Raw genomic sequence first — 26,076 nt, 5'->3', positions numbered from 1 at the left:
CCCACAACTACACACGAGGAGTTCGCGACATGCCTGTTCCGTCCAAGGAAAGGGTTGTCGAACTGCTCGCCGACCTCGTTCGGGAACGGGGTTACGACCTCGAAGACGTAAACGTCGTCGCCGCAGGAAAACACAGTGCAGTGCGGATCATGGTCGATCGCGAAGAGGGAATCGACCTCGACGCGCTCCCGGAACTGAGCCGCGAGATCTCGGACGCCTTCGATGCCGTGACCGATTTCGGGGAAGCCCCGTACACGCTGGAAGTCACCACCCCCGGAATCGACCGCCCGCTGACCGAGGCTCGGCATTGGCGTCGGGCCCGCGGACGCAAGGTGCGTATCGAGCTCGGCGACGGCAAGTTCGACGGTCGCGTCGGCGTGCTCGACGGTGATTCGGTCACCGTGGTGACCAAGGAGAAGGGTGTGCTGGCGACTCGCTCGGTTGCACTGTCCGATGTAGTGAAAGCTGTTGTACAGGTGGAGTTCTCGCGGCCGAGTGCCGAAGAGATGGACCTGGCGGGTGGTGTGGTCGGAGGTCGGCCGTCACCCGCGAACACCGATGAGATCGTGGACGTGGAAGCACCGGAAGAAGGGTCGGACAAGTGAATATCGACATTGCCGCATTGCGTGCCATCGAGGCGGACAAGGGAATTCCGATCGAGATGGTGATCTCGACGATTCAGACCGCGTTGCTGACGGCCTACCGGCACACCGAGGGGCACCAGTCCAACGCGTGGATCGACGTCGATCGCAAGACCGGTTCCGTTCGAGTGATGGCCAAGGAAATCGACGCCGACGGCAATGTCATCTCCGAGTGGGACGACACCCCGGAAGGCTTCGGACGCATCGCGGCGACCACGGCGCGTCAGGTCATCCTGCAGCGCCTGCGCGACGCCGAGCACGAGCGGTCGTTCGGTGAGTACGCCACACACGAGGGCGAGATCGTCAACGGCGTCATCCAGCGCGACACGCGCGCCAACGCCAAGGGCACCGTCATCGTTCGCATCGGCAGTGACGCCAACGGAGCCGACGGCCTCCTGCCGCCCGCCGAGCAGGTGCCGGGTGAAAGCTACGAGCACGGCGAACGCATCAAGTGCTACGTCGTCGGAGTCGCCCGCGGTAATCGGGGTCCGCAGATCACGTTGTCGCGCACCCATCCGAATCTGGTGCGCAAGCTGTTCGCCCTCGAGGTGCCCGAGATCGCCGACGGTTCGGTCGACATCGTCGCAGTGGCCCGCGAGTCGGGGCACCGCTCGAAGATCGCCGTTGCCTCCACCGTGTCCGGTCTCAACGCCAAAGGCGCGTGCATCGGGCCGATGGGGCAGCGCGTGCGCAACGTGATGAGCGAACTTGCCGGCGAGAAGATCGACATCATCGACTTCGACGAGGATCCGGCCACGTTCGTCGGGAATGCACTGTCCCCGTCGAAGGTTGTCTCTGTGACCGTCGTCGACGCGGTTGCTCGCGCGGCCCGGGTCGTGGTTCCCGAGTACCAGCTTTCTCTGGCCATCGGCAAGGAAGGGCAGAACGCTCGACTGGCCGCTCGATTGACCGGCTGGCGCATCGACATCCGCAGCGATGCGGCGGCACCCGAGACGACCAGCGCATAGGGCCGGAATGCGGAGTTCGGGGCAATACAGCGGTAGAGTGGTCGATGGTTCGGTAACGACCTCTCGGCCCAGAGGCATGAACGCGAGTATCCGGTGGTGACAAGCCGGCCGATTCGTACATGCATCGGGTGCAGGGAGCGACTGCCGGCCGCCGATCTGTTGAGGATCGTGGTTCGAGAAGCTGGTTCGCACGAATTCGCTCTCGTCCCCGACGTCCGGCATTCGATGTCCGGCCGTGGTGCGTGGTTGCACTACAGCCGAGAATGCCTGCACAATGCGGAACGACGCCGAGTCTTCGGTCGTGCGTTTCGGATATCGGGAAATGTGGACTCGTCCGCAGTGACAGTCGTGCTCGACGAGTACGAGCAGCTGCAGGCCGAGAACACGACAAGAGCAACACCCGTCGACAAGAACAGGCAACAGCACTGATGAGCACACCGTGAAGCACCAACGATGAACGTCCATCGGAGATAACCCGAGGTCGTGCGGGCACCAAGCCTCGCTCGGCCTCTCAGTGAGGAGAGCAGTGGCAGGCAAGGCCCGCGTGCACGAGTTGGCAAAAGAACTCGGTGTCACCAGCAAGGAACTACTCGCACGGCTCAAAGAGCAGGGCGAGTTCGTCAAGTCCGCATCATCCACAGTCGAAGCCCCCGTGGCACGTCGACTTCGTGAATCCTTCCCGTCCGACGGTGCGGACGCGTCCGCACCCGCCGCAGCTGCACCGAACGGTCGCGCAGCGGCCGATCGCGCTGCAGGCAGCACCGCGAAGCCGGGCGCAGCGAAACCGGGCGGACCCCGTCCCGGCCCCAAGCCGGCGCCCCGTCAGGCAGAGCCGGAAGCACCCGCAGCGCAAGCTCCGGCGGAGGCAGCTCCCGCTGCACCCGCAACTCCGGCAGCCGCACCGGCTCCGGCCCCGGCAGCGCCGACCCCTTCGCCCGCAGCTCCGGTCGAGCAGGCTCCGGCCGCGTCGGCTGCGACCAGCGACGCTGCACCGGCCCCGGCCCCGGCAGCTCCCAAGCCAGCAGGTCCCGGCCCCAAGCCCGGCCCGAAGGCTCCGCGTGTCGGTAACAACCCGTACTCCTCGGCTCCCGTGGAGCGACCGGCTCCCCGTCCCGCACCCGGTGCTCCGCGCCCCGGTGGCGGACGGCCGGCTCCCGGACAGGGTGGACCCCGTCCCGCAACACCGTCCGGTGGCACTCGTCCGGCTCCCGGCCAGGGTGGGCCCCGTCCCGCACCGGGCCAGGCCGGACCTCGTCCGAGCCCGGGGTCGATGCCTCCTCGCCCCAACCCCGGTGCCATGCCGACCCGTTCGGCACGTCCCGGTCCCGCAGCAGGTCGTCCCGGTCGTCCCGGTGGCGCTCCGGGCGGACGTCCCGGCGGCGGCGGTGGTGGCGGTGGTTACCGCGGCGGCGGCGCTCCCGGCGCTCCCGGTGGTGCCCCCGCAGGCGGCGCTCCCGCGGGTGGTTTCCGCGGTCGTCCCGGCGGCGGTGGACGCCCCGGTCAGCGCGGCGCAGCAGCAGGTGCATTCGGTCGTCCCGGCGGAGCAGTTCGTCGTGGCCGCAAGTCGAAGCGGGCGAAACGCGCCGAGTACGAGAGCATGCAGGCTCCCGCAGTCGGCGGCGTCAGGCTGCCCCGCGGCAACGGTGAGACCATCCGTCTCGCCCGCGGCGCATCGCTGTCGGACTTCGCGGACAAGATCGACGCGAACCCGGCCGCACTCGTGCAGGCCCTGTTCAACCTCGGCGAGATGGTCACCGCGACTCAGTCCGTCAACGACGAGACGCTGGAGCTTCTCGGCGGCGAGATGAACTACGTCGTTCAGGTCGTCAGCCCCGAGGACGAGGATCGTGAGTTGCTCGACTCGTTCGACCTCACCTACGGCGAGGATGCCGGCGGCGAGGAAGACCTGGAACAGCGTCCCCCGGTCGTCACCGTCATGGGCCACGTCGATCACGGTAAGACGCGACTGCTCGACTCGATTCGTAACACCACGGTGCGCGAAGGCGAGGCAGGCGGAATCACGCAGCACATCGGTGCGTACCAGGTGCTGACCGAGCTCGAGGGCAACGAGCGTCTCGTGACGTTCATCGACACCCCCGGTCACGAGGCCTTCACGGCCATGCGTGCCCGTGGTGCCAAGGCCACCGACCTCGCGATCCTCGTGGTCGCAGCCGACGACGGCGTCATGCCGCAGACGGTGGAGGCCATCAACCACGCCCAGGCGGCCGACGTGCCGATCGTGGTCGCGGTGAACAAGATCGACAAGGAAGGCGCGAACCCGGACAAGATCCGGCAGCAGCTCACCGAATACGGTCTGGTCGCCGAGGAATACGGCGGCGAGACGATGTTCGTCGACATCTCCGCCAAGCAGGGCACCAACATCGATGCCCTCCTCGAAGCGGTGCTGCTGACGGCCGACGCGTCGCTCGATCTGCGCGCCAACCCGGACATGGACGCGCAGGGTGTCGCCATCGAGGCGCACCTCGACCGTGGTCGTGGCCCGGTCGCGACCGTGCTCATCGCTCGCGGAACGCTCCGTGTCGGTGACTCGATCGTCGCAGGCGACGCGTACGGACGCGTTCGTCGAATGGTCGACGAGCACGGCGAGGACGTCACCGAAGCGATGCCGTCCCGTCCGGTGCAGGTCATCGGCTTCACGTCGGTGCCCGGTGCAGGCGACAACCTGCTGGTCGTCGACGAGGATCGGATCGCCCGTCAGATCGCCGACCGTCGAAATGCGCGCAAGCGCAATGCGTTGGCAGCCAAGAGCCGCAAGCGCATCAGCCTCGACGATCTCGATGCAGCTCTGAAGGAGACCTCGCAGCTGAACTTGATCCTCAAGGGCGACAACTCGGGAACCGTGGAAGCACTCGAAGAGGCGCTGCTCGGTATCGAGATCGACGACGAGGTGGAGCTGCGCGTCATCGACCGCGGTGTCGGTGGCGTCACGGAGACCAACGTCAACCTGGCGTCGGCATCCAACGCGATCATCATCGGCTTCAACGTTCGAGCGGAGGGCAAGGCCACCGAGCTGGCCAACCGCGAAGGCGTCGACATCCGGTACTACTCGGTGATCTACCAGGCCATCGACGAGATCGAGAAGGCCCTCAAGGGCATGCTCAAGCCGGTGTACGAGGAGGTCGCCCTCGGGCAGGCCGAGATCCGCGCGCTGTTCCGTTCCTCCAAGGTCGGAAACATCGCCGGTTGCCTCGTCACCTCCGGTACGATCCGTCGCAACGCAAAGGCGCGGCTCATCCGAGACAGTGCAGTTGTCGCGGAAACCGTCACGATCTCCTCTCTCCGCCGCGAGAAGGACGACGCGACGGAGGTTCGTGAGGGATACGAGTGTGGTTTGACGGTGACGTACTCCGACATCAAGGTGGGCGATGTCATCGAGGCGTACGAACTCCGTGAAAAGCCGCGCGACTAGAACCGATGCGGAGCCGTTCGGCTCCGCATCCGGTCGCGTCGGCTCGGTGGTGAAGCCAGGGGAGTGACACTGCGCTCCGACTTTCGAGCCGGTGGTGGTACGACAGCTGTACCACCACCGGCTTTGTCGTCGAAGCTGATCGAAGGACGTCAGCGTGTATCTGGGTGCTTTGGAGTTGGACGTGTTGTTGGGGGACGTGCGTTCGCTCGCCGAGAAAAGGTCGATGGTCGAACCGGTCCTCGGTGATCTGCAACGGCTGGGAGTGTCGGCGGCCGAAACCGGTGAGCGAGAACGTATTCGGCGGTCCCTGCTGGGGGTCGCTGCAGCCGGTACCGATGTAGATCTACTGCACGACAAACTGGACGAGTGCGAACGGCATGTCGCCGAACGCAACGATCTGGAACTGTTGGCGGTACGCCGGAGAATCTTCGGACCCGAGGATTGATCCGGTGCCTGTGCCGAGCACTGTTCGGCAGAGGTGAAGTGCACAACCGTCGGTACGTCGCGAGAATCGACGTCCGGCCATGAAAGAGGAGTGTGATTGTCGTGGTGGATCAGGCCAGGGCTCGTAAGTTGTCCAAGCGAATCGCCGCCATCGTTGCAACGGCGATCGATCACGAGATCAAGGATCCCCGGCTGGCGTTCGTGACCATCACCGATACCAAGGTGACCGCCGACCTGCACGACGCAACGGTGTACTACACCGTCATGGGTGAAGACCTCGATACTCCGCCCGACCTGCAGGCTGCCGCAGCAGGACTCGAGAAGGCCAAGGGCGTCCTGCGCTCGAAGGTCGGGGCAGGAACGGGTGTGCGGTACACGCCGACGTTGACGTTCGTGACCGACACGGTGCCCGACACCGCACGCCACATGGAAGACCTTCTCGAACGCGCCCGAGTGGCCGACGAGGAGCTGGCCCGCGCCCGCGCGAACGCCAAGCCCGCAGGCGACCCCGATCCGTACAAGGCCCCGCGCGAAGTCGCAGACGTCGAGCCCGCCGAAGCCGACTGACATGGCCGATGGTTCGGGGTCGGTGTCGGAGACCGACGAGGATCTGACCCGGGCGATCGAGATGCTCGAACGTGCATCCTCGGTGACCGTGCTGTGTCACGTTCAGCCCGATGCCGACACGATCGGCAGCGGGCTCGCGCTCGGTTCGGTACTCGAACGTCGCGGTGCGAGGGTCCAGGTGGCGTTCGCAGCTCCGTCGTCTCTGCCCGAGTCGATGGACGAGCTGCCGGGAAGGCACCTTCTCGTCGACGCCGACAAGGTCACGGACACCGTCGACCTGGTGGTCACCGTCGACGCCGGAAGTCGGGGCCGGCTGGGTTCGCTGGGCGATCGGCTCGATTCCGCGTCGGCGAGCCTCGTGATCGATCATCACCGCAGCAACACCCGATTCGGAACGGTCAACGTGGTGGATGCCTCCGCGGAGTCGACCACCGCTGTGATCGCGCGGATGTTGGACCAGTGGGGTGTGGAGATCGACGCAGATCTGGCGCACCTGCTGTTCGCGGGCCTGGTCACCGACACCGGTTCGTTCCGGTGGGTTCGTCCCGGGTCGCACCTGCTGGCCGAACGACTGCTGGCGACGGGCATCGACGGCGCCCACATCGCTCGCAAACTGCTCGACACCCATCCGTTCGAGTGGCTCCCGATGCTCGGTTCGGTCCTGGGTTCGGCCTCGCTGATTCCCGATGCCGTCGACGGACGCGGGCTGGTGTACGCCGTGATTCGCAGCGAGGATTCGGCCGGGTTGCGCTCCGAGGAGATCGAGAGCGTGATCGACATCGTGCGCACCACCTCCGAAGCCGAGGTGGCCGCCGTGCTCAAGCAACAGGACTTCGGCTCGATCTGGGTGGTTTCCCTGCGCTCGAAGACCGAGGTCGACGTCTCGGCAGTGGCGTGCGAACTCGGCGGCGGCGGGCACCGGAATGCAGCCGGCTACACCGCGACCGGCGAATTGTCCGACGTGATCGAAGCGCTGCGCGGAGCCTTGTCCACGTCGTGAGCTCCACTCCGGTCACCGCTCGAAAGATTCTCGGCCTGTCGCTGCCCTCCCTCGGCGTCCTCGCCGCCGAACCTCTCTACCTGTTGTTCGACGCCGCCGTGATCGGCAGGCTGGGTGCCTTGGCCCTCGCGGGCCTGGCGATCGGCGGGCTCGTGCTGGCCCAGGTCAGCACCCAGCTCACCTTTCTGTCCTACGGCACGACCGCGCGAGCGGCTCGGATGCACGGTGCCGGTCGCGAACGTGATGCTGTCGGCGAGGGTGTGCAGGCAACCTGGTTGGCCTTCGCGATCGGTATCGCCATCGTCGCGGTGATGCAACTCGCGGCAGAGCCCGTGGTGTCGGTACTCACCGGAGGCGGCGACATCGCCGCCGAGGCTCTCGCGTGGCTACGGGTGGCTCTGCTGGGTGTGCCGTTCATCCTGGTGTCTCTGGCCGGAAACGGATGGATGCGTGGAGTCCAGAACACGGTGACCCCACTGCGTTTCGTCGTGTTCGGCTTCGGTGTGTCGGCAGTTCTGTGCCCACTGCTGGTTCACGGGCTGCTCGGATTCCCGCGTCTGGAGCTGGTGGGATCGGCCGTGGCCAACGTGATCGGGCAGGGCCTGGCCGGTGCGCTGTTCGTGTTCGCAGTCGTGCGAGCGAGCACCGAGTTGCGCCCGCGCTGGTCGGTGATGCGCGCGCAGCTGGTGTTGGGACGCGACCTGATCGTGCGCAGCCTGGCGTTCCAGGCCTGCTTCCTGTCTGCCGCCGCGGTCGCGTCGCGCTTCGGTGCGGCGTCGGTCGCCGCCAATCAGGTGGTCCTGCACATGTGGAACCTGGTGTCCCTGATGCTCGATTCCTTGGCGATTGCCGCTCAGACCCTGGTGGGTGCAGCCCTCGGCGCGAGCAGGACCGACGACGCGCGCGCACTCGCGTGGCGGCTGACCGCATGGTCGACGGTCTTCGCGGTCGTCCTCGCAGGCGTGTTCGCGGTCGGGCGCTCGTTCGTCCCGGAGTTGTTCACCACCGACGCATCGGTCATCGACGAGATGCATGCGATCTGGTGGATCTTCGTGGCGATCATTCCCGTTGCGGGCGTGGTGTTCGCGCTGGACGGAGTGCTGCTCGGCAGTGGCGATGCTGCGTTTCTGCGGAACGCGACCATGGCGTGCGCCGTCGTGGGCTTTCTACCGTTCATCTGGTCGGCTCTGGTGTTCGACTGGGGGTTGGTCGGGATCTGGACCGGGCTCGGGGTCTTCGTCGGGCTACGCATGCTCGCCGTCGCGGGACGGGTGCTGTCCGGTAAGTGGTTGGTCGTCGGCAGCGACCGCCAACTACGCCACTGACCGTCGGTCAGGGCTGCGACGGCAACGCGGGGTGCAACGCCACCTCGTGGCTCTTGACGACGAAGAACACGCTGCGGCCGGGCTCGAGCCCGAGATCCGCTACCGCAGCCGGGGTGATGTCGGCGGCCATGCCGGGGGAACCGTCGGGTTGCGGACGTGACCGAACACGAATGCCGGAGCCCTGCACCTCCATCTCCTCGATCAGCACCTCGAACACGTTGCGGGGGCTTGCATGCGGTGGTGTCGGGTGTACCGACACAGCGGCGGGGGAGAACACCGCTACCAGTGGAGTGTCGGTGGCGTGCCGTCCGGAGCCGTGCACCGTCACTCCCCAGGCGGTGGTCAGGGACGTCGAGTCGTCGGCGTCGACGGCCCGTCCCGAGATCAGGTTCACCCCGGCGATGCGGGCACCGAATTCGCTGCGAGGGGCAGTGAGGACCTCGGTGACCGAGCCTCGCTCGACGACGCGCCCGCCGTCGACGACTGCGACGGAATCGGCGAGTGCAACGACGTCGAGCAGGTCGTGGGTCACGATCAAGGCCGTGCGACCGCTCTCGCGCAACACTGTGCGCAGCACGCGCCGAATGCCCGGTGACGTGTCGACATCCAGTGCCGCCAGGGGTTCGTCGAGCAGCAACAGGCGTGGATCGGCCGCGAGAGCGCGCGCGATGGCGATACGTTGGGCCTGGCCGCCGGACAACTGCGCAGGGCGGCGATCGGCCAGGTGGGAGGCTCCGACGGCGTCGAGCCAGGTATCGGCGACGGTCCGGGCGGTGGCGCGGTCCGCGCCGGCGCTGCGTGGTGCGAAGGCCACGTTCGTGCGAGCGTCCATGTGAGGAAACAGCAGAGCTTCCTGAGCGAGGGTCGCAACGCCTCGCGCATGAATCGGCACGGCGGTGTTCGAGGCGGTGTCGGTCAACACATCCTCGCACAGTCGGACGATTCCGTGGTCGGGTGCCACCACGCCCGAGACGAGTTGCAGCAGTGTCGATTTGCCCGCCCCGTTCGGCCCCAGAACAGCCACCGTCTCGCCCTCGCGGGCATCGAGTTCGAGATCGATGCCGCGGATACCGAGGGTAGCCCTCAGGTGTAGTGAACTCACAGCGTTCCCGACGATCGGGTGCCGCGTGCGGTGACGACAACGAGTGCCGCGACCAGAATCAGCACCAGCGACAGCGCCACCGCGGCATCGGGGTCGCTCTCGCGCTGCAGGTAGATTTCCAGCGGTAGCGTCCTGGTCACACCTTCGAGAGAACCGGCGAAGGTCAACGTCGCGCCGAATTCTCCGAGTGCGCGGGCGAAGGCGAGGACTGTTCCGGACATCAGTCCGGGAAGAATCAGTGGAACGGTGACCCGCCGTAGGACGGTCGTGGGGGTGGCACCGAGGGTGGCGGCCACCACGTCGTATCGGTCGCCGGCCGTACGGAGGGCACCCTCGACGCCGACGACGAGGAAGGGGAGCGACACGAACACCTGCGCCAACACGACGGCCGAGGTGGTGAACGCTATTCGAATACCGAAGGCTTCGAGGTGCTCGCCCAACAGGCCTTGGCGTCCGAAGGTGTAGAGCAGCGCGATGCCGCCGACCACCGGGGGAAGAACCAAGGGCAGTACGACGAGAGAGCGAAGGATCGACAGCCCTCGAATCGAGCTGCGCGAGAGCACGATTGCCATCGGAACGCCCAGAAGCACGCACACTGCGGTGCTGGCCGTCGCTGTCTTCAGGCTCAGAACCAGTGCTGCGACGGCGGATTCGGAGGTGACGAGACCGAGAAAATTCGACCAGTCGATTCGGGTGAACATCGCGGCCAACGGCAACACGACGAGCAGGGCGCCCACGGCGGCCGGTGCGAATATCCACGGCGGTACCCCGACGGTCGGACGGCGTCCTGCCGATGGTCGCCCGCCGTCGACGGCTCTGGCGGTCACGGCGCCGCGAAACCGGCTCGACCGAGCACGTCTCGGCCGACGGGTCCGGTGACGAACTCGGTGAATGCGCGCGCTGTGTCGGGGTTGCCGGAACCTCGCAGTGTCGCGATCGGGTAGGTGTTGACGGCCTCGCTCGACTCCTCGAAGGGCACCGTGGTCACGGCTGCGCCTGCTCCGGCGGCGTCGGTGACGTAGACCAGTCCGGCATCGGCCTGCCCCGAGGTGACCTTGCCCAGTACGTCGGTGACCGAGGATTCCTCGCTCACGGCCGGGACGAGCGTGCCGGTTGCGGTCTCGACCGCGGCCGTCGCCGCACCGCAGGGCACCTGGGGCGCGCAGATCACGGTCAGAACATCGGGGTTCGCCAGATCGGCGAACGAGGCTATGCGGTCCGGGTTTCCGGGGGCGGTCACGATGGTCAGAGTGTTGGACGCGAAGTCGACGGGACTGCCGGCCACCAGATTCTCGTCGACCGTCGCGGTCATGTTCTTCGTATCCGCGGAGGCGAAGACGTCGGCGGGCGCGCCGGAGATCAGCTGTGCGGCCAGATCGGACGAACCCGCGAAACTGAACTCCACCGAGGTTCCGGGGTGTTCGGCCTCGAAGCGAGTACCGAGATCGGTGAACGTCGCGCGAAGCGAAGCTGCGGCGAAGACCGTGATCTCGCCTCCGACTGCGTGGGCGTCCGAGGCCGCATCGGGCGTTGTCGAATCGGACTGCGAGCTGCATCCGACGAGCATCAGGGTGGCTGCAACCACGAGGGCGGATACCTGGCGCATTGTCTTCACGAACATCTCCTGCGTTCTACGGTGTCTCGACGATGACGGTGGTCGCCTTGACGACAGCGACGGTGACCTTGCCGGGCTCGAGCCCCAGTTCGCGAACCGATCGGGTGCTCATCAGCGACACGATCGTGAACGGCCCGCACTGCATGCTCACCTCGCTCATCACCGCGTCCGAGACGACCTCGGTGACCAAACCCACGAGCCGGTTGCGGGCGGAGCTGCCACGCGACGAGATCTCGGGCGGAGGAACGGCATGTTCGCGTGCGTAGTCCGCGAGGTCGCGACCGGCGATGACCTTGCGTCCGGTCTCGTCCTCGAGCGCGGGCAGCGCTCCGCTGTCGATCCATCTGCGCACGGTGTCGTCACTGACACCGAGGAGGGCTGCGGCGTCACGAACGCGGACCGGGGGCACTGTCATCGGGGTGCAATCCCAGAAAACGTCCGCAAACAAGTCATGAGAGGCACCATATACCCGAATCTGCGGGTCTTTCGACCCGATCTCGGTGTCGGTGAGCAACACCGTTCGGTCGTCGACCGAATCGCCGCGTCACCCCGCCCGGACACTGCGCGGAATCTGCATGGAGTATTGGACGTTGGTACGTTCTCGGACGGTTCTGGCGATTCGACGCCGGCGGCCGAGCGCATCGGAAGGAATTTTCAGTGGCAGCGAAGCTGTGGGCAGTGAGCGACATTCACGTCGGACATCGGGGTAACCGACCCGTGACCGAAGACATCTTTCCCGAATCTCCCGACGACTGGCTGATCGTTGCCGGCGACGTGTCGGAGAAGACCGACGACATCAAGTGGGCGCTCGAGCTGCTCCGTAGCCGTTTCGCGAAGGTCATCTGGGTTCCCGGAAATCACGAGCTGTGGACGACGGTGAAAGATCCTGTCCAGATCCACGGCGCCGCCCGCTACGAGTACCTGGTCAACCTGTGCCGCGAGATCGACGTCGTCACCCCGGAGGATCCGTACCTGCGTTGGGAGGGTGAAGGCGGCCCGGCGACGATCGTGCCGATGTTCCTGCTCTACGACTACACGTTCTTGCCCCAGGGAGCGCGCGACAAGGAGCACGGCCTGGCGATCGCGCGAGAGAAGAACGTGGTCGCCACCGACGAATTCCTGCTGTCCTCGCAGCCGTACGCGACGCGAGATGCCTGGTGCCACGCGCGGATCGACGCCACCCGGGAGCGTCTCGATGCGTTGGACACATCCGTTCCGACCGTGTTGATCAACCACTTCCCGATGGTCCGGCAGCCCACCGAGGTGCTGTTCTACCCGGAGTTCGCGCTGTGGTGCGGGTCCACTCTGACGGCGGATTGGCACACGCGGTACAACGCGATCTGCTCGGTGTACGGACACCTGCACATCCCGCGGACGACCTACTACGACGGCGTTCGCTTCGAGGAGGTGTCGGTGGGTTACCCGCGCGAATGGCAGCGCCGCGGCCTGCCGAAGAACGTTCTGCGCCAGATTCTTCCGGTCCCCGAGTATCCGCCGGGTGCGTTGAACAAGTGGGGCGGACACTTCACGGTGACGCCCGAGATGGAGGCAGAGGTAGAAAAGATGAGGGCAGGCAAGTGATCGAATCGATACTTCCCAACGGCGTCGTCTCGGCCGAATTGTTCGCGGACCCACCGGGTTTGACGCCGCATCCGCTCGAAGCTCCGCTGGTGGCCAAGGCGGTGGACAAGCGCAAGCGTGAGTTCACCTCGGCTCGACACTGTGCTCGGGTGGCGATGGAGAAGTTGGGCGTGGAGCCCGCGCCGATCATGCGCGGCAAGTCCGGTGCACCGCAGTGGCCGAAGGGTGTGGTCGGATCCTTGACCCACTGCGACGGTTATCGCGGCGCGGTGCTGGCCTATTCGATGCAGGTGCGGTCGGTGGGGATCGACGCCGAGCCGCACGGCCCCTTGCCCGACGGCGTACTCGAGGCGGTGAGCCTGCCGGCCGAGCGGGAGTGGCTGGAGGCGGCCGGTCGTGAGGACATCCACTGGGACCGAGTGTTGTTCTGTGCCAAGGAAGCGACGTACAAGGCCTGGGAGCCGTTGACCGGACGGTGGCTCGGTTTCGAGGACGCGCACATCACCTTCGAGCGAACCGGCTCCGGCGACGACCTCTCGGGAACGTTCCATTCCGAGTTGTTGGTGCCGGGCGACACCGTCTCCGGCCCGCCTCTGTCGGCGTTCGACGGTCGCTGGATGGTGGCCGGCGGTCTGGTGATGACGGCGATCTCGGTGATGTGACGGCCGGATTCGCGGGCCTGGCACAATGCTCTCTCGTGAGTGCCCGTGAAAAGATTTCGTCCGGTCTCGTCGGTGCCGGCCTCTTGGTGGTCGACAAGGGGCCGGGTGTGACGAGCCACGACGTGGTGGCGTCGTGTCGAAAACTGTTGCGCACCAGGAAGGTCGGCCACGCGGGGACTCTGGACCCCATGGCGACGGGCGTGCTGGTGCTCGGCGTGGAGCGTGCGACCAAGATGCTGGGATTGCTCTCGCTGACCACCAAGTCCTACACCGCGACCATCCGGCTCGGCCGGAGCACGACGACCGACGACGCCGAGGGCGACCTGCTGGCCGATGTCTCGGCCGTGCACGTCTCCGACTCCGAGATCCAGGCCGCGATCGCCGCCCTGACGGGCGACATCGAGCAGGTGCCTGCGAGCGTCAGCGCCATCAAGGTCGACGGGCAACGCGCCCACAAACTGTCCCGCGCAGGTGAGGAATTCACCCTCGCCGCCCGCAAGGTCAGCGTCACCCGATTCGACGTGACGTCCAGGCGCGATGTCGTGGACAACGAATCGGCATTCGTCGACCTCGATGTCGAGGTGGACTGCACGTCCGGGACCTATGTGCGTGCCCTGGCGCGCGATCTCGGCGCTGCACTCGGCGTCGGCGGCCACCTGACCGTGCTGCGTCGCACTCGCGTCGGACCCTTCACCCTCGACCATGCGCGGACGCTCGAAGAGCTGGCCGAGAACCCGGCCGTGAGCCTGGACATCGACCAGGCGGCGCGAACGGCCTTTCCGCACCGGCAGATCGACGCGGGTGAGGCGGAGTCGTTGAGCCAGGGAAGGTGGCTGGATCCGGTCGGAATCGACGGGGTGTACGCGGCGGTCGATCCCACGGGTCACACCATCGCTCTGCTTCAGGAGAAGGGCAAGCGCGCCAGTTCGGTCATGGTGGTCCGGCCCGCGACCTTGCGCGGACACTGAAGCGAACCGACGTCAGTTCGCCGGAACCATCCAGATCGCTTCGGCGGCGCGGTGGCCGAGGTCGATCGAATCGGTGGCGTCGGTGCGGGCGAGCTCGATGGCGACGGTGCCGGCGTAGTCACGTCGTTCGACCACCGTGATCGGCAGGTCCAGCGTGATGCCGACGGAATCGAAGTAGCGGAGCATGGCCGGGTCGGAGTCGGAAATTCTGGCGACTCGGCCGGATTGTCCGTCGAGGTACTCGCTCAGGCGAGTCGCGGACGGAGTCTCGATCGCACCGTCCACCGACGGAATCGGGTCACCGTGCGGGTCCCGTTCGGGGTGACCCAGTTTGGCGTCGATTCGATCCATCATCAGATCCGAGACTGCATGTTCGAGAATCTCTGCCTCGTCGTGCACTTCGTCCCAGCCGTACCCCAGTTCGCGGACCAGATAGGTCTCGATCAGACGGTGCCGACGCACCATGCCGATGGCAGCCAGGCGGCCCTTCTCCGTCAACGAGATGGCTCCGTAGCGGGCGTGGTCGACCATGCCCTGGTCGGCGAGCTTGCGAATCGCCTCGGACACCGTCGATGCGGAAACGCCGATGCGCTCGGAGAGCATCTTGGTGCTGACGGAGTCCTCGCTCCACTCACTGGCCGTCCAGATGACCTTGAGGTAATCCTGCGCAACCGCGGACAGCTGGACGCCCTCGTCGGCCGGTGCGGGATCGTCTTTTCGTTGCGCCACGTCGCCGAGCTTAGGCAATCCAATGGAAAAAGACATCTCACCCGGCCGGAGCCACCGGTACCTGTCCGCGTCGGCGCACGGCGCGGACGACGATGCCCTGTGAGGGGCTGAAGAGGTAGGCAAGGACGAAGACCAACCCCTGAGTGAGCACGACGCTGCCACCGGAGGACACGTCGAGATAGAAGCTGGCGTAGATCCCCACCAGCGCGCAACCCACCGAAACAAGCGGTGCCAATACCAGCATGCGGCCGAAGCTGTGCGTGAGCAGATACGCCGACGCACCTGGGGTGATGAGCATCGCCACCACGAGAATCACGCCGACGGCCTGAAGTGCCACCACCGTCGTCAAAGCCAGCAGGGTCAGCATCACAGCCGAGATCACCGTCGGATTGATGCCGACGGCGCGGGCCTGGGTGCGGTCGAAGGCGAAGAGAGTGAAGTCCCGACGCTTGACGATCATGACGGCCAACGCGATGCCGCCGAGTACGAACACCTGGATCATGTCCGCCTGCGAGACGCCGAGCAGATTGCCGAACAGGATGTGGTTGAGGTCGATCTGGCTCGGAAACTTGGAGATCAGGACGACACCGAGCGCGAACAAGGTGGTGAAGACGACGCCGATGGCGGCGTCCTCCTTGACGATGGTGGTGTTGCGCACGACCCCGATGGCACCGACCGCGATGAGGGCGAACAGAAGAGCGCCGATCGCGAACGGTGCACCGAGCAGATACGACAATGCGACGCCGGGCAGCACGGCGTGCGAGACGGCGTCGCCCATCAGCGACCACCCGATGAGAACGAGCCAGCAGCTCAGCACCGCGCACACGATCGAGGCGGTCACGGTCACCAGGAGGGCCCGCTGCATGAAGGTGTATTCGAGTGGTTCGACGAGAAAATCGACGAGATACACGGTTCAGCTCGCTTCCGTGGTCGGGGTGGCCTGGGTTCGATTGCCTGCACCGAGTTGGTCGACCTTCGACGGGTCGATGCCGAAGGCCAGCGCCAGGTTCTCCGGACGCAGTACCTCGGCGGGACTGCCGTGCATCAGCACCCGTTGCTGCAGCAGAATCGCCTCGTCGCACAGATCCGGCAGAGCATGGAGATCGTGTGTCGACACGAGAACCGAGGCGCCGTGTGCGGCGAGTTCGCGGAGCAGCCGGGTGATGGTGGCTTCGGTCTTCTTGTCCACGCCGGCGAAGGGCTCGTCGAGCAACAGCAACGACGCCTCCTGGGCGATGGCGCGGGCGACGAACGCACGCTTGCGTTGACCGCCGGAGAGCTGACCGATCTGTCGGCTCGCGAGTTCGGCCAGATCGACGCGCTCGAGAGCCTCGTCGACCGCCCGTCGATCGGCTGCTCGGGGAGTGCGAAGAAAATTCTGCTTCCCGTATCGGCCCATCATCACCACGTCGCGCACGCTGATCGGGAACGTCCAGTCGACGGATTCGGCCTGGGGTACGTAGCTCACCGTTCCTGCCTTGCGCGCCCGAGCCGGGTCGCCGCCGAACACGGTGATCGATCCGGAGTTCGGCTTGACCACTCCCATGACGGCCTTGAACAGCGTCGACTTGCCCGATCCGTTCATGCCGACCAACCCGCACACCCGGCCCGGTGCGAGCGTCAGACTGGCATCGGTGAGCGCCACGACGTCGCGGTATCGGACATTGACGGTGTCCACCGCAAGCGCTGCCTCGTTCTCGTGCGGGGCCCTGAGATTCGGGGCGCCAGTGTGCTCGCTCATCGTTCTCCCACCAGTGCGTCGGCGATCAACCGTGCGTCGTAGCGCAGTAGGTCCAGGTACGTGGGGACGGGGCCGGCCGCATCGCTCAGTGAATCGACGTAGAGCTGTCCGCCGAACCGCGCGCCGGTGTCCTCGGCGACCTGCAGCTGCGCCTTGTCCGAGACGGTCGACTCGCAGAACACGGCCGGTACGTCGTTGTCACGAACGAAATCGATGGTGCGCACCACCTGTTTCGGCGTGCCTTCCTGCTCGGCGTTGACCGGCCACAGGTACGCCTCCTGCAGATCGAAGTCACGAGCCAGATACCCGAATGCGCCCTCACAGGTGACCAGCGCACGTTGACGAGCGGGCAGTCCGGAGAGATCGGCGTCCAGCTCGGCACCGACCCGGCGGAGTTGCTCGACGTACGCCGCTGCGTTCGCGCGGTAGTCGTCGGTGTTGGCGGGGTCGAGCGCAACGAACGCGTCGGCGATGTTCTCGACGTACGTCTCGGCCACGACGGGTGACATCCACGCGTGGGGGTTCGCTTTGCCCGCGTACGCGTCGTCGCGGATGTAGATCGGATCCACGTTCGCACTCACCACGGCATGCGGTGCGGGGATGCGCTCGACGAATTTCTCGAACCAGGCCTCCAGCCCGAGCCCGTTGTCCAGGATCAACTCGGCCTGCTCCGCGGTGCGTAGGTCTCCCGGTGTCGGCTCGTAGCCGTGGATCTCGGCGCCGGCTTTTGTGATCGATTCCACTCGAAGGTGGTCGCCGGCCACATTGGCGGCCATGTCGGCGAGGACGGTGAAGGTCGTCAGAACCAAGGGTCTGTCGTCGTCGAGCACAGTCGGATCGTCCTCTCCGACGGCGCGGGCGCAGCCCGTCGACGCTGCTACCAGTAGTCCAACCACGGCCCAACTCGCGAGAATACGTCCGGCGTGAAATCCACGCTGGCGAAGAAATAAGTTAGGCACCCCGAAATATTTACCGTGGGGATACCTTTTTGTCCATAGCTACCGCACGCGACACGCCTGTCCGAGAGTGACCGAGCGGCCGTCGGGCCGTAGGCTTCGCGGTGTGCAGAGATGGCGAGGTCTCGACGATGTACCTGCCGACTGGGGCAGATGCGTGCTCACGATCGGCGTCTTCGACGGCGTTCACCGCGGGCACGCACAGCTGATCGAGCGAGCGGTGGGCGCTGCGAAGAAGCGCGGCGTTCCCAGCGTGCTCATGACATTCGATCCGCACCCGATGGAGGTCGTGCGGCCGGGAAGTCATCCCGCGCAGTTGACCACCCTGACGAGACGAGCCGAACTCGCCGAGGAACTGGGAATCGACGTGTTCTGTGTGATGCCGTTTACGCCCGAGTTGATGAAACTCACCCCCGAGCGGTACGTGCACGAGATTCTGATCGAACGGCTCCACGTTGCCGAGGTCGTCGTCGGCGAGAACTTCACCTACGGCAAGAAGGCGCTCGGCACGGTGCCGATGCTCCGGAAGATCGGCGAACGATCGGGATTCGCGGTCGACGGAGTCAACCTGCTCGCCGAGCATGCCGTGACGTTCTCATCCACGTACATCAGATCGTGCGTGGATGCCGGAGACGTCGCCGCAGCCGCCGCCGCGCTCGGACGGCCGCATCGCGTGGAGGGTGTCGTCGTGCACGGCGACGGCCGGGGTCGTCAGATGGGTTATCCCACAGCCAATGTCGCGCCGCCCATGTACTCGGCCATCCCCGCGGACGGCGTCTACGCGGCGTGGTTCACCGTGCTCGGGCCCGGCCCGATCATGGGGACGGTCACTCCGGGGGAGCGGCACCCTGCGGCGGTGTCCGTGGGCACCAATCCCACGTTCTCGGGTCGCACCAGAACCGTCGAGGCATTCGTACTCGACGGCGAGGCCGACCTGTACGGGCAACATGTGGCAGTCGACTTCGTCGACCGACTGCGGGGCATGGAGAAGTTCGACTCGATGGAAGCTCTCGTGGAGGAAATGGGCCGCGACGCCGAGCGTGCCCGCTCGATCCTGGCGGCTAGCACGGCCTGATAGGCTATCCCCTCGGTGCACGCTGCGGTCCGTGGCGGCTGTACCGGCTTCGATCCCGTCGTGTCGACCTCGGTCGTTCGATCGGGGCGCGTTGCTTCCTTTCACGCGGACGTCATTGATCAGGAGTAGTACCAGTGGCATTGACCACCGAACAGAAGAAGGCCGTTCTCGGCGAGTACGGCTTGCACCCCACCGACACGGGCTCGCCCGAGGCGCAGGTTGCAATGCTCACCAAGCGCATCGTCGACTTGACCGAGCACCTCAAGACGCACAAGCACGACCACCACTCCCGCCGCGGCCTGCTGCTGCTGGTCGGACGTCGTCGTCGTCTGCTCAAGTACATCGCGAAGGTCGACGTCACCCGCTACCGTTCGCTCATCGAGCGTCTGGGTCTGCGTCGATAGTCTTCGGAGACGCGAGGATGTCACCGATGCACCGTTCGACGCGCCGGTGCGCACCCGACTCGCAGCAATAGTGCAGTAGCCAACGAGGCAGTGCTTAGACTGTTCCTCGTTGGCTATCTGTGTTTGTACCGCAAGAAACAGTTCGACCAGCACGAGAAAGCGGATGCACGGCATCCGCACACCGCCGTGTATGCCTGTCACGCCGTGGTGACGGTCTTCGGTAGTGGCCTTTCGGATACGAGATCCGGTGGGCTTCGATCGATGGCCGCCTCCGCGTAGCCGCGTCCCGAGAGAAGCTCGGAGATGGACGGCACAGGTATGCCGCCGCAGCCAGGAGGGCTCGTGGTGTGTCCACGCGGGCACGGCAAAGACGAGAGGACGAGAACAGAACACATGTCGGAAACCACAACATTGGACGTCGAAGAAGGCGTCTACGAAGCAACTGCGATCATCGACAACGGCACGTTCGGCAAGCGGACCATCCGCTTCGAGACCGGCCGCCTCGCACAGCAGGCCGCAGGCGCAGTCGCCGCGTACCTCGACGAGGACACCATGCTGCTGTCGGCAACGACTGCAGGTAAGCACCCCCGTGAGGGATTCGATTTCTTCCCGCTGACGGTCGACGTCGAAGAGCGCATGTACGCCGCGGGCCGCATCCCCGGATCGTTCTTCCGCCGCGAGGGACGTCCGTCCACCGACGCCATCCTCACCTGCCGCCTGATCGACCGGCCGCTGCGTCCGACGTTCGTCGACGGACTGCGCAACGAGATCCAGGTCGTCATCACGGTCATGAGCCTCAACCCGGCCGATCTGTACGACGTCGTCGCGATCAACGCGGCATCGGCCTCGACGCAGATCGCCGGACTGCCGTTCTCCGGCCCGATCGGCGGCGTTCGCGTCGCACTGATCGACAAGCAGTGGGTTGCGTTCCCCACCAACGAGCAGCTCGAGAAGGCCGTGTTCAACATGGTCGTCGCCGGCCGCATCGTCTCCGGCTCCGGTGCCGATGCAGACGTCGCGATCATGATGGTCGAAGCCGAGGCCACCGAGAACGTCATCGAGCTCATCGAGGGTGGTGCCACCGCCCCCAACGAGACCGTCGTCGCCGAGGGCCTCGAGGCATCGAAGCCCTTCATCGCCGCACTGTGCACCGCGCAGCAGGAGCTCGCCGCCAAGGCAGCCAAGCCCACCGGCGACTACCCGGTCTTCCCGGCGTACCAGTCCGACGTCTTCGAGGCCGTGGAGAACGCCGCGAAGATCCCGCTGAACGAGGCGCTGACCATTGCCGGCAAGGCCGAGCGTGAGAACAAGCTCGACGAGGTCAAGGCTCAGGTCCTGACGTCGGTCGGAGACAGCTTCGCCGGTCGCGAGAAGGAAATCGGTGCGGCGTTCCGCGCACTGACCAAGAAGTCGGTTCGCCAGCGCATCCTCACCGATCACTTCCGCATCGATGGCCGCGGCATCACCGACATCCGCTCGCTCTCCGCCGAGGTCGCGATCATCCCGCGTACCCACGGATCGGCCCTGTTCGAGCGCGGGGAGACCCAGATCCTGGGCGTCACCACTCTCGACATGGTCAAGATGGCGCAGCAGGTCGACTCGCTCGGGCCCGAGACGTCCAAGCGCTACATGCACCATTACAACTTCCCGCCGTACTCCACCGGTGAGACCGGTCGCGTCGGTTCGCCGAAGCGTCGCGAGATCGGGCACGGCGCACTCGCCGAGCGCGCTCTGCTGCCGGTGCTGCCCAGCCAGGCGGAGTTCCCGTACGCCATCCGTCAGGTCTCCGAGGCGTTGAGCTCCAACGGCTCGACCTCGATGGGGTCGGTCTGCGCATCGACTCTGTCGCTGCTCAATGCCGGTGTGCCGCTGCGTGCCCCGGTCGCCGGTATCGCGATGGGCCTCGTGTCCGACGAGGTCGACGGCGAGACTCGCTACGTCGCACTCACCGACATTCTCGGTGCCGAGGACGCGTTCGGTGACATGGACTTCAAGGTCGCCGGAACCAAGGACTTCGTCACGGCTCTGCAGCTCGACACCAAGCTCGACGGCATCCCCTCCAAGGTGCTCGCCGGCGCGCTGTCGCAGGCCAAGGATGCTCGCACGACGATCCTCGAGGTCATGGCAGAGGCCATCGACACCCCGGACGAGATGAGCCCGTACGCACCTCGCGTCACCGCGATCAAGGTGCCCGTCGACAAGATCGGTGAGGTCATCGGGCCCAAGGGCAAGATGATCAACTCCATCACCGAGCAGACCGGTGCCAACATCTCCATCGAAGATGACGGCACTGTCTACGTCGGTGCAGCGGACGGCCCGTCCGCACAGGCCGCGATCGACATGATCAACGCCATCGCCAACCCGCAGCTGCCGAAGGTCGGCGAGCGATTCCTCGGAACCGTTGTCAAGACAACGGCTTTCGGTGCATTCGTCTCGCTGCTCCCGGGCCGCGACGGACTGGTGCACATCTCCAAGCTCGGCAACGGCAAGCGCATCAACAAGGTCGAGGACGTCGTCAGCGTCGGATCCAAGTTGCGCGTCGAGATCGCCGACATCGACAACCGCGGCAAGATCAGCCTCGTTCCCGTCGAGGACGACAACGCGGCTGCTCCCGCCGATGCTTCCGAGGCACCCGCCGAGGTCAGCGCTGAGTAAGAAGCAATCGAGTCGAACGGTACGTCCCCTCGGGACGTACCGTTCGGCCGTTCCAGAGAGCATCACCATCGATACGGGTGTGCAACGGACGACTCTGCCCGGTGGTCTTCGGGTCGTCACCGAGTTCGTGCCCGGCGTTCGCTCGGCTTCGGTCGGTGTGTGGGTCGGGGTCGGCTCACGAGACGAACAGCCCAGTGTTGCCGGTGCGGCACATTTCCTCGAACACTTGCTGTTCAAGTCGACTCCTACGCGTAGTGCGCTCGAAATCGCCCAGGTGATGGACGGCGTCGGGGGCGAGCTGAACGCGTTCACCTCGAAGGAGAGCACGTGCTTCTATGCGCACGTGCTCGACGAGGACGTGGCGCTCGCCATCGATCTCGTCAGCGATGTGGTGCTGCGTGGTCGGTGCCGATCGGCCGATGTGGACGTCGAGCGTCAGGTGGTCCTCGAAGAGATCTCCATGCGCGACGACGATCCGGAGGATCTGCTGGGAGATGCCTTCCTGGAAGCCATGTTCGGCGATCATCCGATCGGACGCCCGATCATCGGCTCCGTCGAATCCATCGAGTCGATGACGCGTGCGCAACTGCACTCGTTCCACGTTCGTCGATACACCCCGCAGCGCATGGTCGTTGCGGTTGCGGGCAACGTCGACCACAAGCAAATCGTCTCGCTCGTGCGCCGAGCGTTCTCCGGTCATCTGGACAAGGGCCTGAGGCCGGCCGAAAGACGTTCCGGTACAGCGCGATTGCGTAGCGCACCCACGTTGAGCCTGACCACTCGTGACAGTGAACAGGCCCACCTGTGCCTGGGTGTACGGGCGTTCGGTCGACACGAGGGGCACCGCTGGGCGTTGTCCGTGCTGAACTCGGCCGTGGGCGGCGGGCTCAGTTCCCGTCTCTTTCAGGAGATCAGAGAAGAGCGCGGTCTGGCGTACTCGGTGTACTCGTCGGTGGACACGTTCGCCGACAGTGGTGCCTTCTCCGTCTATGCGGGTTGCCAGCCGGAGAACTTGGGCGAAGTGACGACGGTGATCAGGGAAGTGCTGGCCAAGGTCGCCTCCGAGGGCATCACCGACGCGGAGTGCGCGCGGGCCAAGGGTTCGTTGAGAGGCGGATTGGTTCTGGGCCTGGAAGATTCGGGCTCTCGGATGAACCGGATCGGTCGTAGTGAACTGAACTACGGTAATCACCGCGACATCACCGACACGTTGGCGCGGATCGACAGCGTCGGCAACGACGAGGTGCGCGAGGTTGCAGCCGTGTTGCTCGAGCGTCCTTTCGGTGCCGCGGTGGTCGGCCCCTACAAGAACGTTCGCCAGCTGCCTGCGTCGGTCAGGTCCCTCGTTCGGTAGCGTCGGCGATCACGTCGCGCACTGCGCGGCGGGTCAACTCCGTCACCGCCGAAACGTCGGTGATCGGCTCCAGCGCACGGGTGGAGTGGAGCGCCGCTATTCCGTGCACGGAGGTCCACAGTCGCAGGGCTGTGAACTGTGGATTCTCCGGCGCAACGGCTTCGACCGCGTCGATCAACGCGTCGAACACCGGCCGCGACGCCAGCCGCAGGTTCTCGCCCGAGCCCTCGAGCAGGTCGTGCCTGAAGATGAGTGCGAACATCGCCGGGCGCTGCGCAGCGAACTGCACGTAGGTATGTGCCATCGCATCCAGTGACTCGCGGGGTGAAACGGCTTGTTGCGCCGCCGAGTTCAGCGCCACCCCCAAGTCGATCAGACCGACTCGAGCCACCGCCGCGGCAAGTGCGCTCAACGTCGGAAAGTACCGTCTCGGTGCGCCGTGCGATACGCCCGCTTCGCGGGTGACCGCTCTGATGGTCAGCGCGCCCTGTCCCTCGCTTTCGAGCAGGCGAACACCCGCGTTCACCAGTCGAGTCCTGAGGTTGTCCGGCACGTAGACATTGTCTACTCTCGGTGTCGACGTTGTCCAGCCGAGAGGATCCGACGTGTGGTACCTGCTGTTCAAATATGTGTTGATCGGCCCGATTCTGCGCATTCTCGGTCGACCGAGAGTGTCCGGGACGCAGAATCTACCGACCTCGGGTCCGGTGATCATCGCGGGCAACCACCTCACGGTCGTAGACTCCTTCTTCCTCGTCCTCCTGGTGCGTCGCCGCGTCACCTTCATCGCCAAGAGCGAGTACTTCACGGGCCGGGGAATCAAGGGGGCGGCGCTTCGGTGGTTCTACAGCGCGACGGGTCAGGTTCCGGTCGATCGACGCGGTGCCGACGCGTCGGCACCGGCGCTCGCGGCGGCGAAAAGTATTCTGCGACAAGGGAAGGTATGGGCGGTGTACCCGGAGGGAACTCGATCGCCCGACGGACGGCTGTACAAGGGCAAGACCGGCCTGGCGCGCGTCGCGATCGAAACAGGTGCCCCCGTCGTACCGTTGGTGATGCACGGAACGCTCGCCGTCAATCCGGTCGGCTCGAGAATGTGGCGTCCGGGAAAGGTGCGCATGGTCGTCGGCGAACCATTGGATTTCACGAGATATGCAGGGGGAGAGAACAGTAAGGTCATTCTGCGGGCGGTCACCGATGAGGTGATGGCGGCGCTGGCGAACCTGTCGGGGCAAGAATACGTCGATGTGTACGCCGCGTCGGTCAAGGAAGCGGCATGAGAAACTCGGACGTGCCGGCACGGGGCAGAACAGTCCTCGTCACCGGCGTAGGTCGGCGGCAGGGAATCGGCTTCGCTGTCACCCGCCGTCTGCTGCAGGACGAGACCACCCGCGTCTTCGCGCACTCGTGCGACGGCTACGACGTCACCGAGCCGTGGGGAGCAGGCACACCGGGAGCGAGGAAGGTGTTGGCCGAGTTGTCGATCGCCGACGACAGGCTCGGCCACCTCGACATCGATTTCGTCGATCCCGCGGCACCGGCAGCCCTGTTCGACGCGGCCGAATTCAGGCTCGGTGCGATCGATTCTCTGGTGGTCAACCATGCGCGGTCGCAGGTGGGTGATCTGGATTCGATGACGGCGGAGTCGCTCGACCTGACCTGGGCGGTGAACGTGCGAGCGTCTCTGCTCCTGGTTCAGGAATTCGTGCGGCGCTACGTGGCGCATCCCGACGGTGGTCGCGTCGTACTGTTCACCTCCGGGCAGGACGAAGGGCCCATGCCGACCGAAATTCCCTACGCAGTGAGCAAGGGTGCCATTGCGTCGATCACCTCTACGCTGGCCGATTCGGTGATCGAGCGAGGCATCACCGTCAACACGATCAATCCGGGTCCGACCGATACCGGCTGGGCCAGTGCGGATCTGGACGAGTTCGTTTCACGCCACATGCCGCGCGGTCGGTGGAACTCTCCGGACGAAGCCGCGGCCGTCGTGGCGATGCTGCTCTCGCCCGATTCGGGCTCGATCACCGGTCAGGTGATCGGGGCCGAGGGCGGATTCCGACGCTTCACGCCTTGACGTGTGGGATCACAGTTTCTTCTTGCCCAGCAACAACTTCCAGGGCACCAATGCCGACTCGAGCTGCACCGACAGGCTCATCTTGGATTCGCCCTCGCTGCGCTCCTCGAACGTGATCGGCACTTCGGCGAGAGTGAGGCCGTGTTTGACGGTTCGGTAGTTCATCTCCACCTGGAACGCGTACCCGTTGCTCTCGACCGAGGCGACATCGATGGTGCGCAGGGTGCGCGCGTGCCACGCCTTGAATCCCGCGGTCGCATCCTTGACTCCGAGGCGCAGGATCGTGTTCACGTAGAAATTCGCCCATGCGGACAGGGCCTTGCGATGCCAGGGCCAATCGGCAGCGACCGCTCCGCCCGGTACGTATCGCGATCCGAGCACCACGGCCGCGTCGCTGGTGTTGAGTTTGTCGATCATCGCCGGAATCACCTCGGTGGGGTGCGAGAGATCGGCGTCCATCTGAATGACGATGTCCGCACCTTCGTCGAGCGCTCTCGTCATGCCTGCGACGTATGCGCGGCCGAGCCCGTTCTTCTCGGTGCGGTGCAGAACGCTGACGTCGATGGGTCCGTCGATGGCCAATTTGTCGGCGACCTCGCCGGTGCCGTCCGGCGAATTGTCGTCGACCACCAACACACCGAGCCCTTCCACCTGTAACCCGGCCAGCAGCTCGACGAGCTTGGGGAGGTTCTCACGTTCGTTGTACGTCGGTACAACGACGGTGGTCTTGGGGGCGACTCGTTCCGTACTCACCACCGTATGATCCGTGATTCGGGTGTCCG

27 protein-coding genes are annotated in these 26,076 nt (G+C 65.6%); 17 read left to right on the top strand and 10 right to left on the bottom strand.

Annotation, left to right across the window (positions count from 1 at the left end):
- Positions 1-29 precede the first annotated feature (29 nt).
- The 8 genes from rimP to CH296_RS24020 all read left to right on the top strand — a co-directional run bounded on the left by rimP (position 30) and on the right by CH296_RS24020 (position 8,375).
- On the top strand, positions 30-605 hold the full coding sequence (gene rimP, locus CH296_RS24055; protein WP_032398369.1) for a ribosome maturation factor RimP: 576 nt from the start codon (positions 30-32) through the stop codon (positions 603-605).
- The gene (gene nusA, locus CH296_RS24050) at positions 602-1,609 is read left to right on the top strand and encodes a transcription termination factor NusA (protein WP_032397835.1); all 1,008 of its coding nucleotides are present in this window, start codon (positions 602-604) and stop codon (positions 1,607-1,609) included. The genes rimP and nusA overlap by 4 nt, the downstream gene beginning before the upstream one ends.
- 93 nt (positions 1,610-1,702) lie before the next feature.
- Positions 1,703-2,038 (top strand): YlxR family protein, encoded by a 336-nt coding sequence (locus CH296_RS24045; RefSeq protein WP_373557300.1) that lies wholly within the window; start codon positions 1,703-1,705, stop codon positions 2,036-2,038.
- A gap of 97 nt (positions 2,039-2,135) precedes the next feature.
- Positions 2,136-5,039 carry a translation initiation factor IF-2 gene (infB, locus tag CH296_RS24040; RefSeq protein ID WP_094685854.1) on the top strand — a complete coding sequence of 968 codons (2,904 nt, stop codon included), beginning with the start codon at positions 2,136-2,138 and terminating at the stop codon, positions 5,037-5,039.
- 154 nt (positions 5,040-5,193) lie between these two features.
- A complete protein-coding gene (locus tag CH296_RS24035) occupies positions 5,194-5,484 on the top strand; it encodes a DUF503 domain-containing protein (RefSeq protein ID WP_032397837.1) in 291 nt (96 codons plus the stop codon).
- A gap of 101 nt (positions 5,485-5,585) precedes the next feature.
- The gene (gene rbfA / locus CH296_RS24030; protein WP_094685963.1) at positions 5,586-6,050 is read left to right on the top strand and encodes a 30S ribosome-binding factor RbfA; all 465 of its coding nucleotides are present in this window, start codon (positions 5,586-5,588) and stop codon (positions 6,048-6,050) included.
- 1 nt (position 6,051) lies between these two features.
- The gene (locus CH296_RS24025) at positions 6,052-7,050 is read left to right on the top strand and encodes a bifunctional oligoribonuclease/PAP phosphatase NrnA (RefSeq protein ID WP_045195523.1); all 999 of its coding nucleotides are present in this window, start codon (positions 6,052-6,054) and stop codon (positions 7,048-7,050) included.
- The gene (locus CH296_RS24020; protein ID WP_094685853.1) at positions 7,047-8,375 is read left to right on the top strand and encodes an MATE family efflux transporter; all 1,329 of its coding nucleotides are present in this window, start codon (positions 7,047-7,049) and stop codon (positions 8,373-8,375) included. The genes CH296_RS24025 and CH296_RS24020 overlap by 4 nt, the downstream gene beginning before the upstream one ends.
- A 7-nt stretch (positions 8,376-8,382) precedes the next feature.
- Here the strand turns inward: CH296_RS24020 and CH296_RS24015 are convergent, their stop codons facing one another.
- Genes CH296_RS24015 through CH296_RS24000 form a run of 4 tightly spaced genes read right to left on the bottom strand, consistent with a single transcriptional unit; the run spans position 8,383 to position 11,507 of the window.
- Entirely contained in the window at positions 8,383-9,477 is a 1,095-nt protein-coding gene (locus CH296_RS24015) for a sulfate/molybdate ABC transporter ATP-binding protein (protein WP_094685852.1), read from the bottom strand.
- Complete coding sequence (locus CH296_RS24010; RefSeq protein WP_094685851.1) at positions 9,474-10,304, bottom strand: ABC transporter permease; 831 nt, start codon at positions 10,302-10,304, stop codon at positions 9,474-9,476. Before CH296_RS24010 ends, CH296_RS24015 begins: the two co-directional genes overlap by 4 nt.
- Complete coding sequence (gene modA / locus CH296_RS24005) at positions 10,301-11,098, bottom strand: molybdate ABC transporter substrate-binding protein (RefSeq protein WP_373557299.1); 798 nt, start codon at positions 11,096-11,098, stop codon at positions 10,301-10,303. Before modA ends, CH296_RS24010 begins: the two co-directional genes overlap by 4 nt.
- Before the next feature lie 10 nt (positions 11,099-11,108).
- Positions 11,109-11,507 carry a molybdopterin-binding protein gene (locus CH296_RS24000; RefSeq protein ID WP_094685962.1) on the bottom strand — a complete coding sequence of 133 codons (399 nt, stop codon included), beginning with the start codon at positions 11,505-11,507 and terminating at the stop codon, positions 11,109-11,111.
- A gap of 242 nt (positions 11,508-11,749) precedes the next feature.
- Between CH296_RS24000 and CH296_RS23995 the strand changes: the two genes are divergently transcribed.
- From CH296_RS23995 to truB, 3 genes are read left to right on the top strand one after another with little or no spacing between them, the layout of a single operon-like run.
- Complete coding sequence (locus CH296_RS23995) at positions 11,750-12,673, top strand: metallophosphoesterase (protein WP_032397841.1); 924 nt, start codon at positions 11,750-11,752, stop codon at positions 12,671-12,673.
- Positions 12,670-13,335: a 4'-phosphopantetheinyl transferase Npt gene (gene npt, locus CH296_RS23990; RefSeq protein WP_094631758.1), complete on the top strand. Its 666-nt coding sequence runs from the start codon at positions 12,670-12,672 to the stop codon at positions 13,333-13,335. The genes CH296_RS23995 and npt overlap by 4 nt, the downstream gene beginning before the upstream one ends.
- A gap of 35 nt (positions 13,336-13,370) precedes the next feature.
- Entirely contained in the window at positions 13,371-14,303 is a 933-nt protein-coding gene (gene truB, locus CH296_RS23985; protein ID WP_094685961.1) for a tRNA pseudouridine(55) synthase TruB, read from the top strand.
- Between the two features lie 12 nt (positions 14,304-14,315).
- Here the strand turns inward: truB and CH296_RS23980 are convergent, their stop codons facing one another.
- Genes CH296_RS23980 through CH296_RS23965 form a run of 4 tightly spaced genes read right to left on the bottom strand, consistent with a single transcriptional unit; the run spans position 14,316 to position 17,732 of the window.
- Positions 14,316-15,068 carry a metal-dependent transcriptional regulator gene (locus CH296_RS23980; RefSeq protein ID WP_371828393.1) on the bottom strand — a complete coding sequence of 251 codons (753 nt, stop codon included), beginning with the start codon at positions 15,066-15,068 and terminating at the stop codon, positions 14,316-14,318.
- 1 nt (position 15,069) lies between these two features.
- Positions 15,070-15,942, bottom strand: coding sequence for a metal ABC transporter permease (locus tag CH296_RS23975; protein ID WP_094631757.1), 873 nt, complete (start codon positions 15,940-15,942; stop codon positions 15,070-15,072).
- Between the two features lie 3 nt (positions 15,943-15,945).
- Positions 15,946-16,773 (bottom strand): metal ABC transporter ATP-binding protein, encoded by an 828-nt coding sequence (locus CH296_RS23970; protein ID WP_045195510.1) that lies wholly within the window; start codon positions 16,771-16,773, stop codon positions 15,946-15,948.
- A complete protein-coding gene (locus CH296_RS23965) occupies positions 16,770-17,732 on the bottom strand; it encodes a metal ABC transporter substrate-binding protein (RefSeq protein WP_032397845.1) in 963 nt (320 codons plus the stop codon). Before CH296_RS23965 ends, CH296_RS23970 begins: the two co-directional genes overlap by 4 nt.
- A gap of 103 nt (positions 17,733-17,835) precedes the next feature.
- Here CH296_RS23965 and CH296_RS23960 point away from each other — a divergent pair, with 103 nt between their 5' ends.
- The 4 genes from CH296_RS23960 to CH296_RS23945 all read left to right on the top strand — a co-directional run bounded on the left by CH296_RS23960 (position 17,836) and on the right by CH296_RS23945 (position 23,217).
- Positions 17,836-18,804, top strand: coding sequence for a bifunctional riboflavin kinase/FAD synthetase (locus tag CH296_RS23960; RefSeq protein WP_176459297.1), 969 nt, complete (start codon positions 17,836-17,838; stop codon positions 18,802-18,804).
- Between the two features lie 134 nt (positions 18,805-18,938).
- Complete coding sequence (rpsO, locus tag CH296_RS23955) at positions 18,939-19,208, top strand: 30S ribosomal protein S15 (RefSeq protein ID WP_032397847.1); 270 nt, start codon at positions 18,939-18,941, stop codon at positions 19,206-19,208.
- A 393-nt stretch (positions 19,209-19,601) separates the two neighbouring features.
- On the top strand, positions 19,602-21,863 hold the full coding sequence (locus CH296_RS23950; protein WP_045195505.1) for a polyribonucleotide nucleotidyltransferase: 2,262 nt from the start codon (positions 19,602-19,604) through the stop codon (positions 21,861-21,863).
- The gene (locus tag CH296_RS23945) at positions 21,826-23,217 is read left to right on the top strand and encodes a pitrilysin family protein (RefSeq protein WP_179272755.1); all 1,392 of its coding nucleotides are present in this window, start codon (positions 21,826-21,828) and stop codon (positions 23,215-23,217) included. Before CH296_RS23950 ends, CH296_RS23945 begins: the two co-directional genes overlap by 38 nt.
- Here the strand turns inward: CH296_RS23945 and CH296_RS23940 are convergent.
- A complete protein-coding gene (locus CH296_RS23940; RefSeq protein WP_256980557.1) occupies positions 23,198-23,770 on the bottom strand; it encodes a TetR/AcrR family transcriptional regulator in 573 nt (190 codons plus the stop codon). The two genes, CH296_RS23945 and CH296_RS23940, sit on opposite strands and share 20 nt — an antisense overlap.
- A gap of 52 nt (positions 23,771-23,822) precedes the next feature.
- Between CH296_RS23940 and CH296_RS23935 the strand changes: the two genes are divergently transcribed.
- Positions 23,823-24,497: a 1-acyl-sn-glycerol-3-phosphate acyltransferase gene (locus CH296_RS23935; RefSeq protein ID WP_094685850.1), complete on the top strand. Its 675-nt coding sequence runs from the start codon at positions 23,823-23,825 to the stop codon at positions 24,495-24,497.
- Entirely contained in the window at positions 24,494-25,294 is an 801-nt protein-coding gene (locus tag CH296_RS23930; protein WP_045195501.1) for an SDR family oxidoreductase, read from the top strand. Before CH296_RS23935 ends, CH296_RS23930 begins: the two co-directional genes overlap by 4 nt.
- A 9-nt stretch (positions 25,295-25,303) precedes the next feature.
- Here CH296_RS23930 and CH296_RS23925 read toward each other — a convergent pair whose 3' ends face one another.
- On the bottom strand, positions 25,304-26,047 hold the full coding sequence (locus CH296_RS23925; protein WP_032398379.1) for a polyprenol monophosphomannose synthase: 744 nt from the start codon (positions 26,045-26,047) through the stop codon (positions 25,304-25,306).
- Positions 26,048-26,076: the final 29 nt, after the last annotated feature.

Origin of the sequence: Rhodococcus sp. 14-2496-1d (assembly GCF_002259365.1) — a bacterium.
Classification (GTDB): domain Bacteria; phylum Actinomycetota; class Actinomycetes; order Mycobacteriales; family Mycobacteriaceae; genus Rhodococcoides.
Note: the sequence above shows the minus strand (reverse complement) of the source record. Positions and strands in the feature narration are given on the sequence as shown.

What these genes read in the sequence shown, in the direction of transcription:
- CH296_RS23980 (WP_371828393.1), bottom strand. Translation starts at nt 15,068, where the DNA reads ATGTCTTTTTCCATTGGATTGCCTAAGCTCGGCGACGTGGCGCAACGA.
- modA (WP_373557299.1), bottom strand. Translation starts at nt 11,098, where the DNA reads ATGTTCGTGAAGACAATGCGCCAGGTATCCGCCCTCGTGGTTGCAGCC.
- rimP (WP_032398369.1), top strand. Translation starts at nt 30, where the DNA reads ATGCCTGTTCCGTCCAAGGAAAGGGTTGTCGAACTGCTCGCCGACCTC.
- CH296_RS23950 (WP_045195505.1), top strand. Translation starts at nt 19,602, where the DNA reads ATGTCGGAAACCACAACATTGGACGTCGAAGAAGGCGTCTACGAAGCA.
- CH296_RS23945 (WP_179272755.1), top strand. Translation starts at nt 21,826, where the DNA reads ATGCTTCCGAGGCACCCGCCGAGGTCAGCGCTGAGTAAGAAGCAATCG.
- CH296_RS23970 (WP_045195510.1), bottom strand. Translation starts at nt 16,773, where the DNA reads ATGAGCGAGCACACTGGCGCCCCGAATCTCAGGGCCCCGCACGAGAAC.
- CH296_RS24000 (WP_094685962.1), bottom strand. Translation starts at nt 11,507, where the DNA reads ATGACAGTGCCCCCGGTCCGCGTTCGTGACGCCGCAGCCCTCCTCGGT.
- CH296_RS23930 (WP_045195501.1), top strand. Translation starts at nt 24,494, where the DNA reads ATGAGAAACTCGGACGTGCCGGCACGGGGCAGAACAGTCCTCGTCACC.
- CH296_RS24025 (WP_045195523.1), top strand. Translation starts at nt 6,052, where the DNA reads ATGGCCGATGGTTCGGGGTCGGTGTCGGAGACCGACGAGGATCTGACC.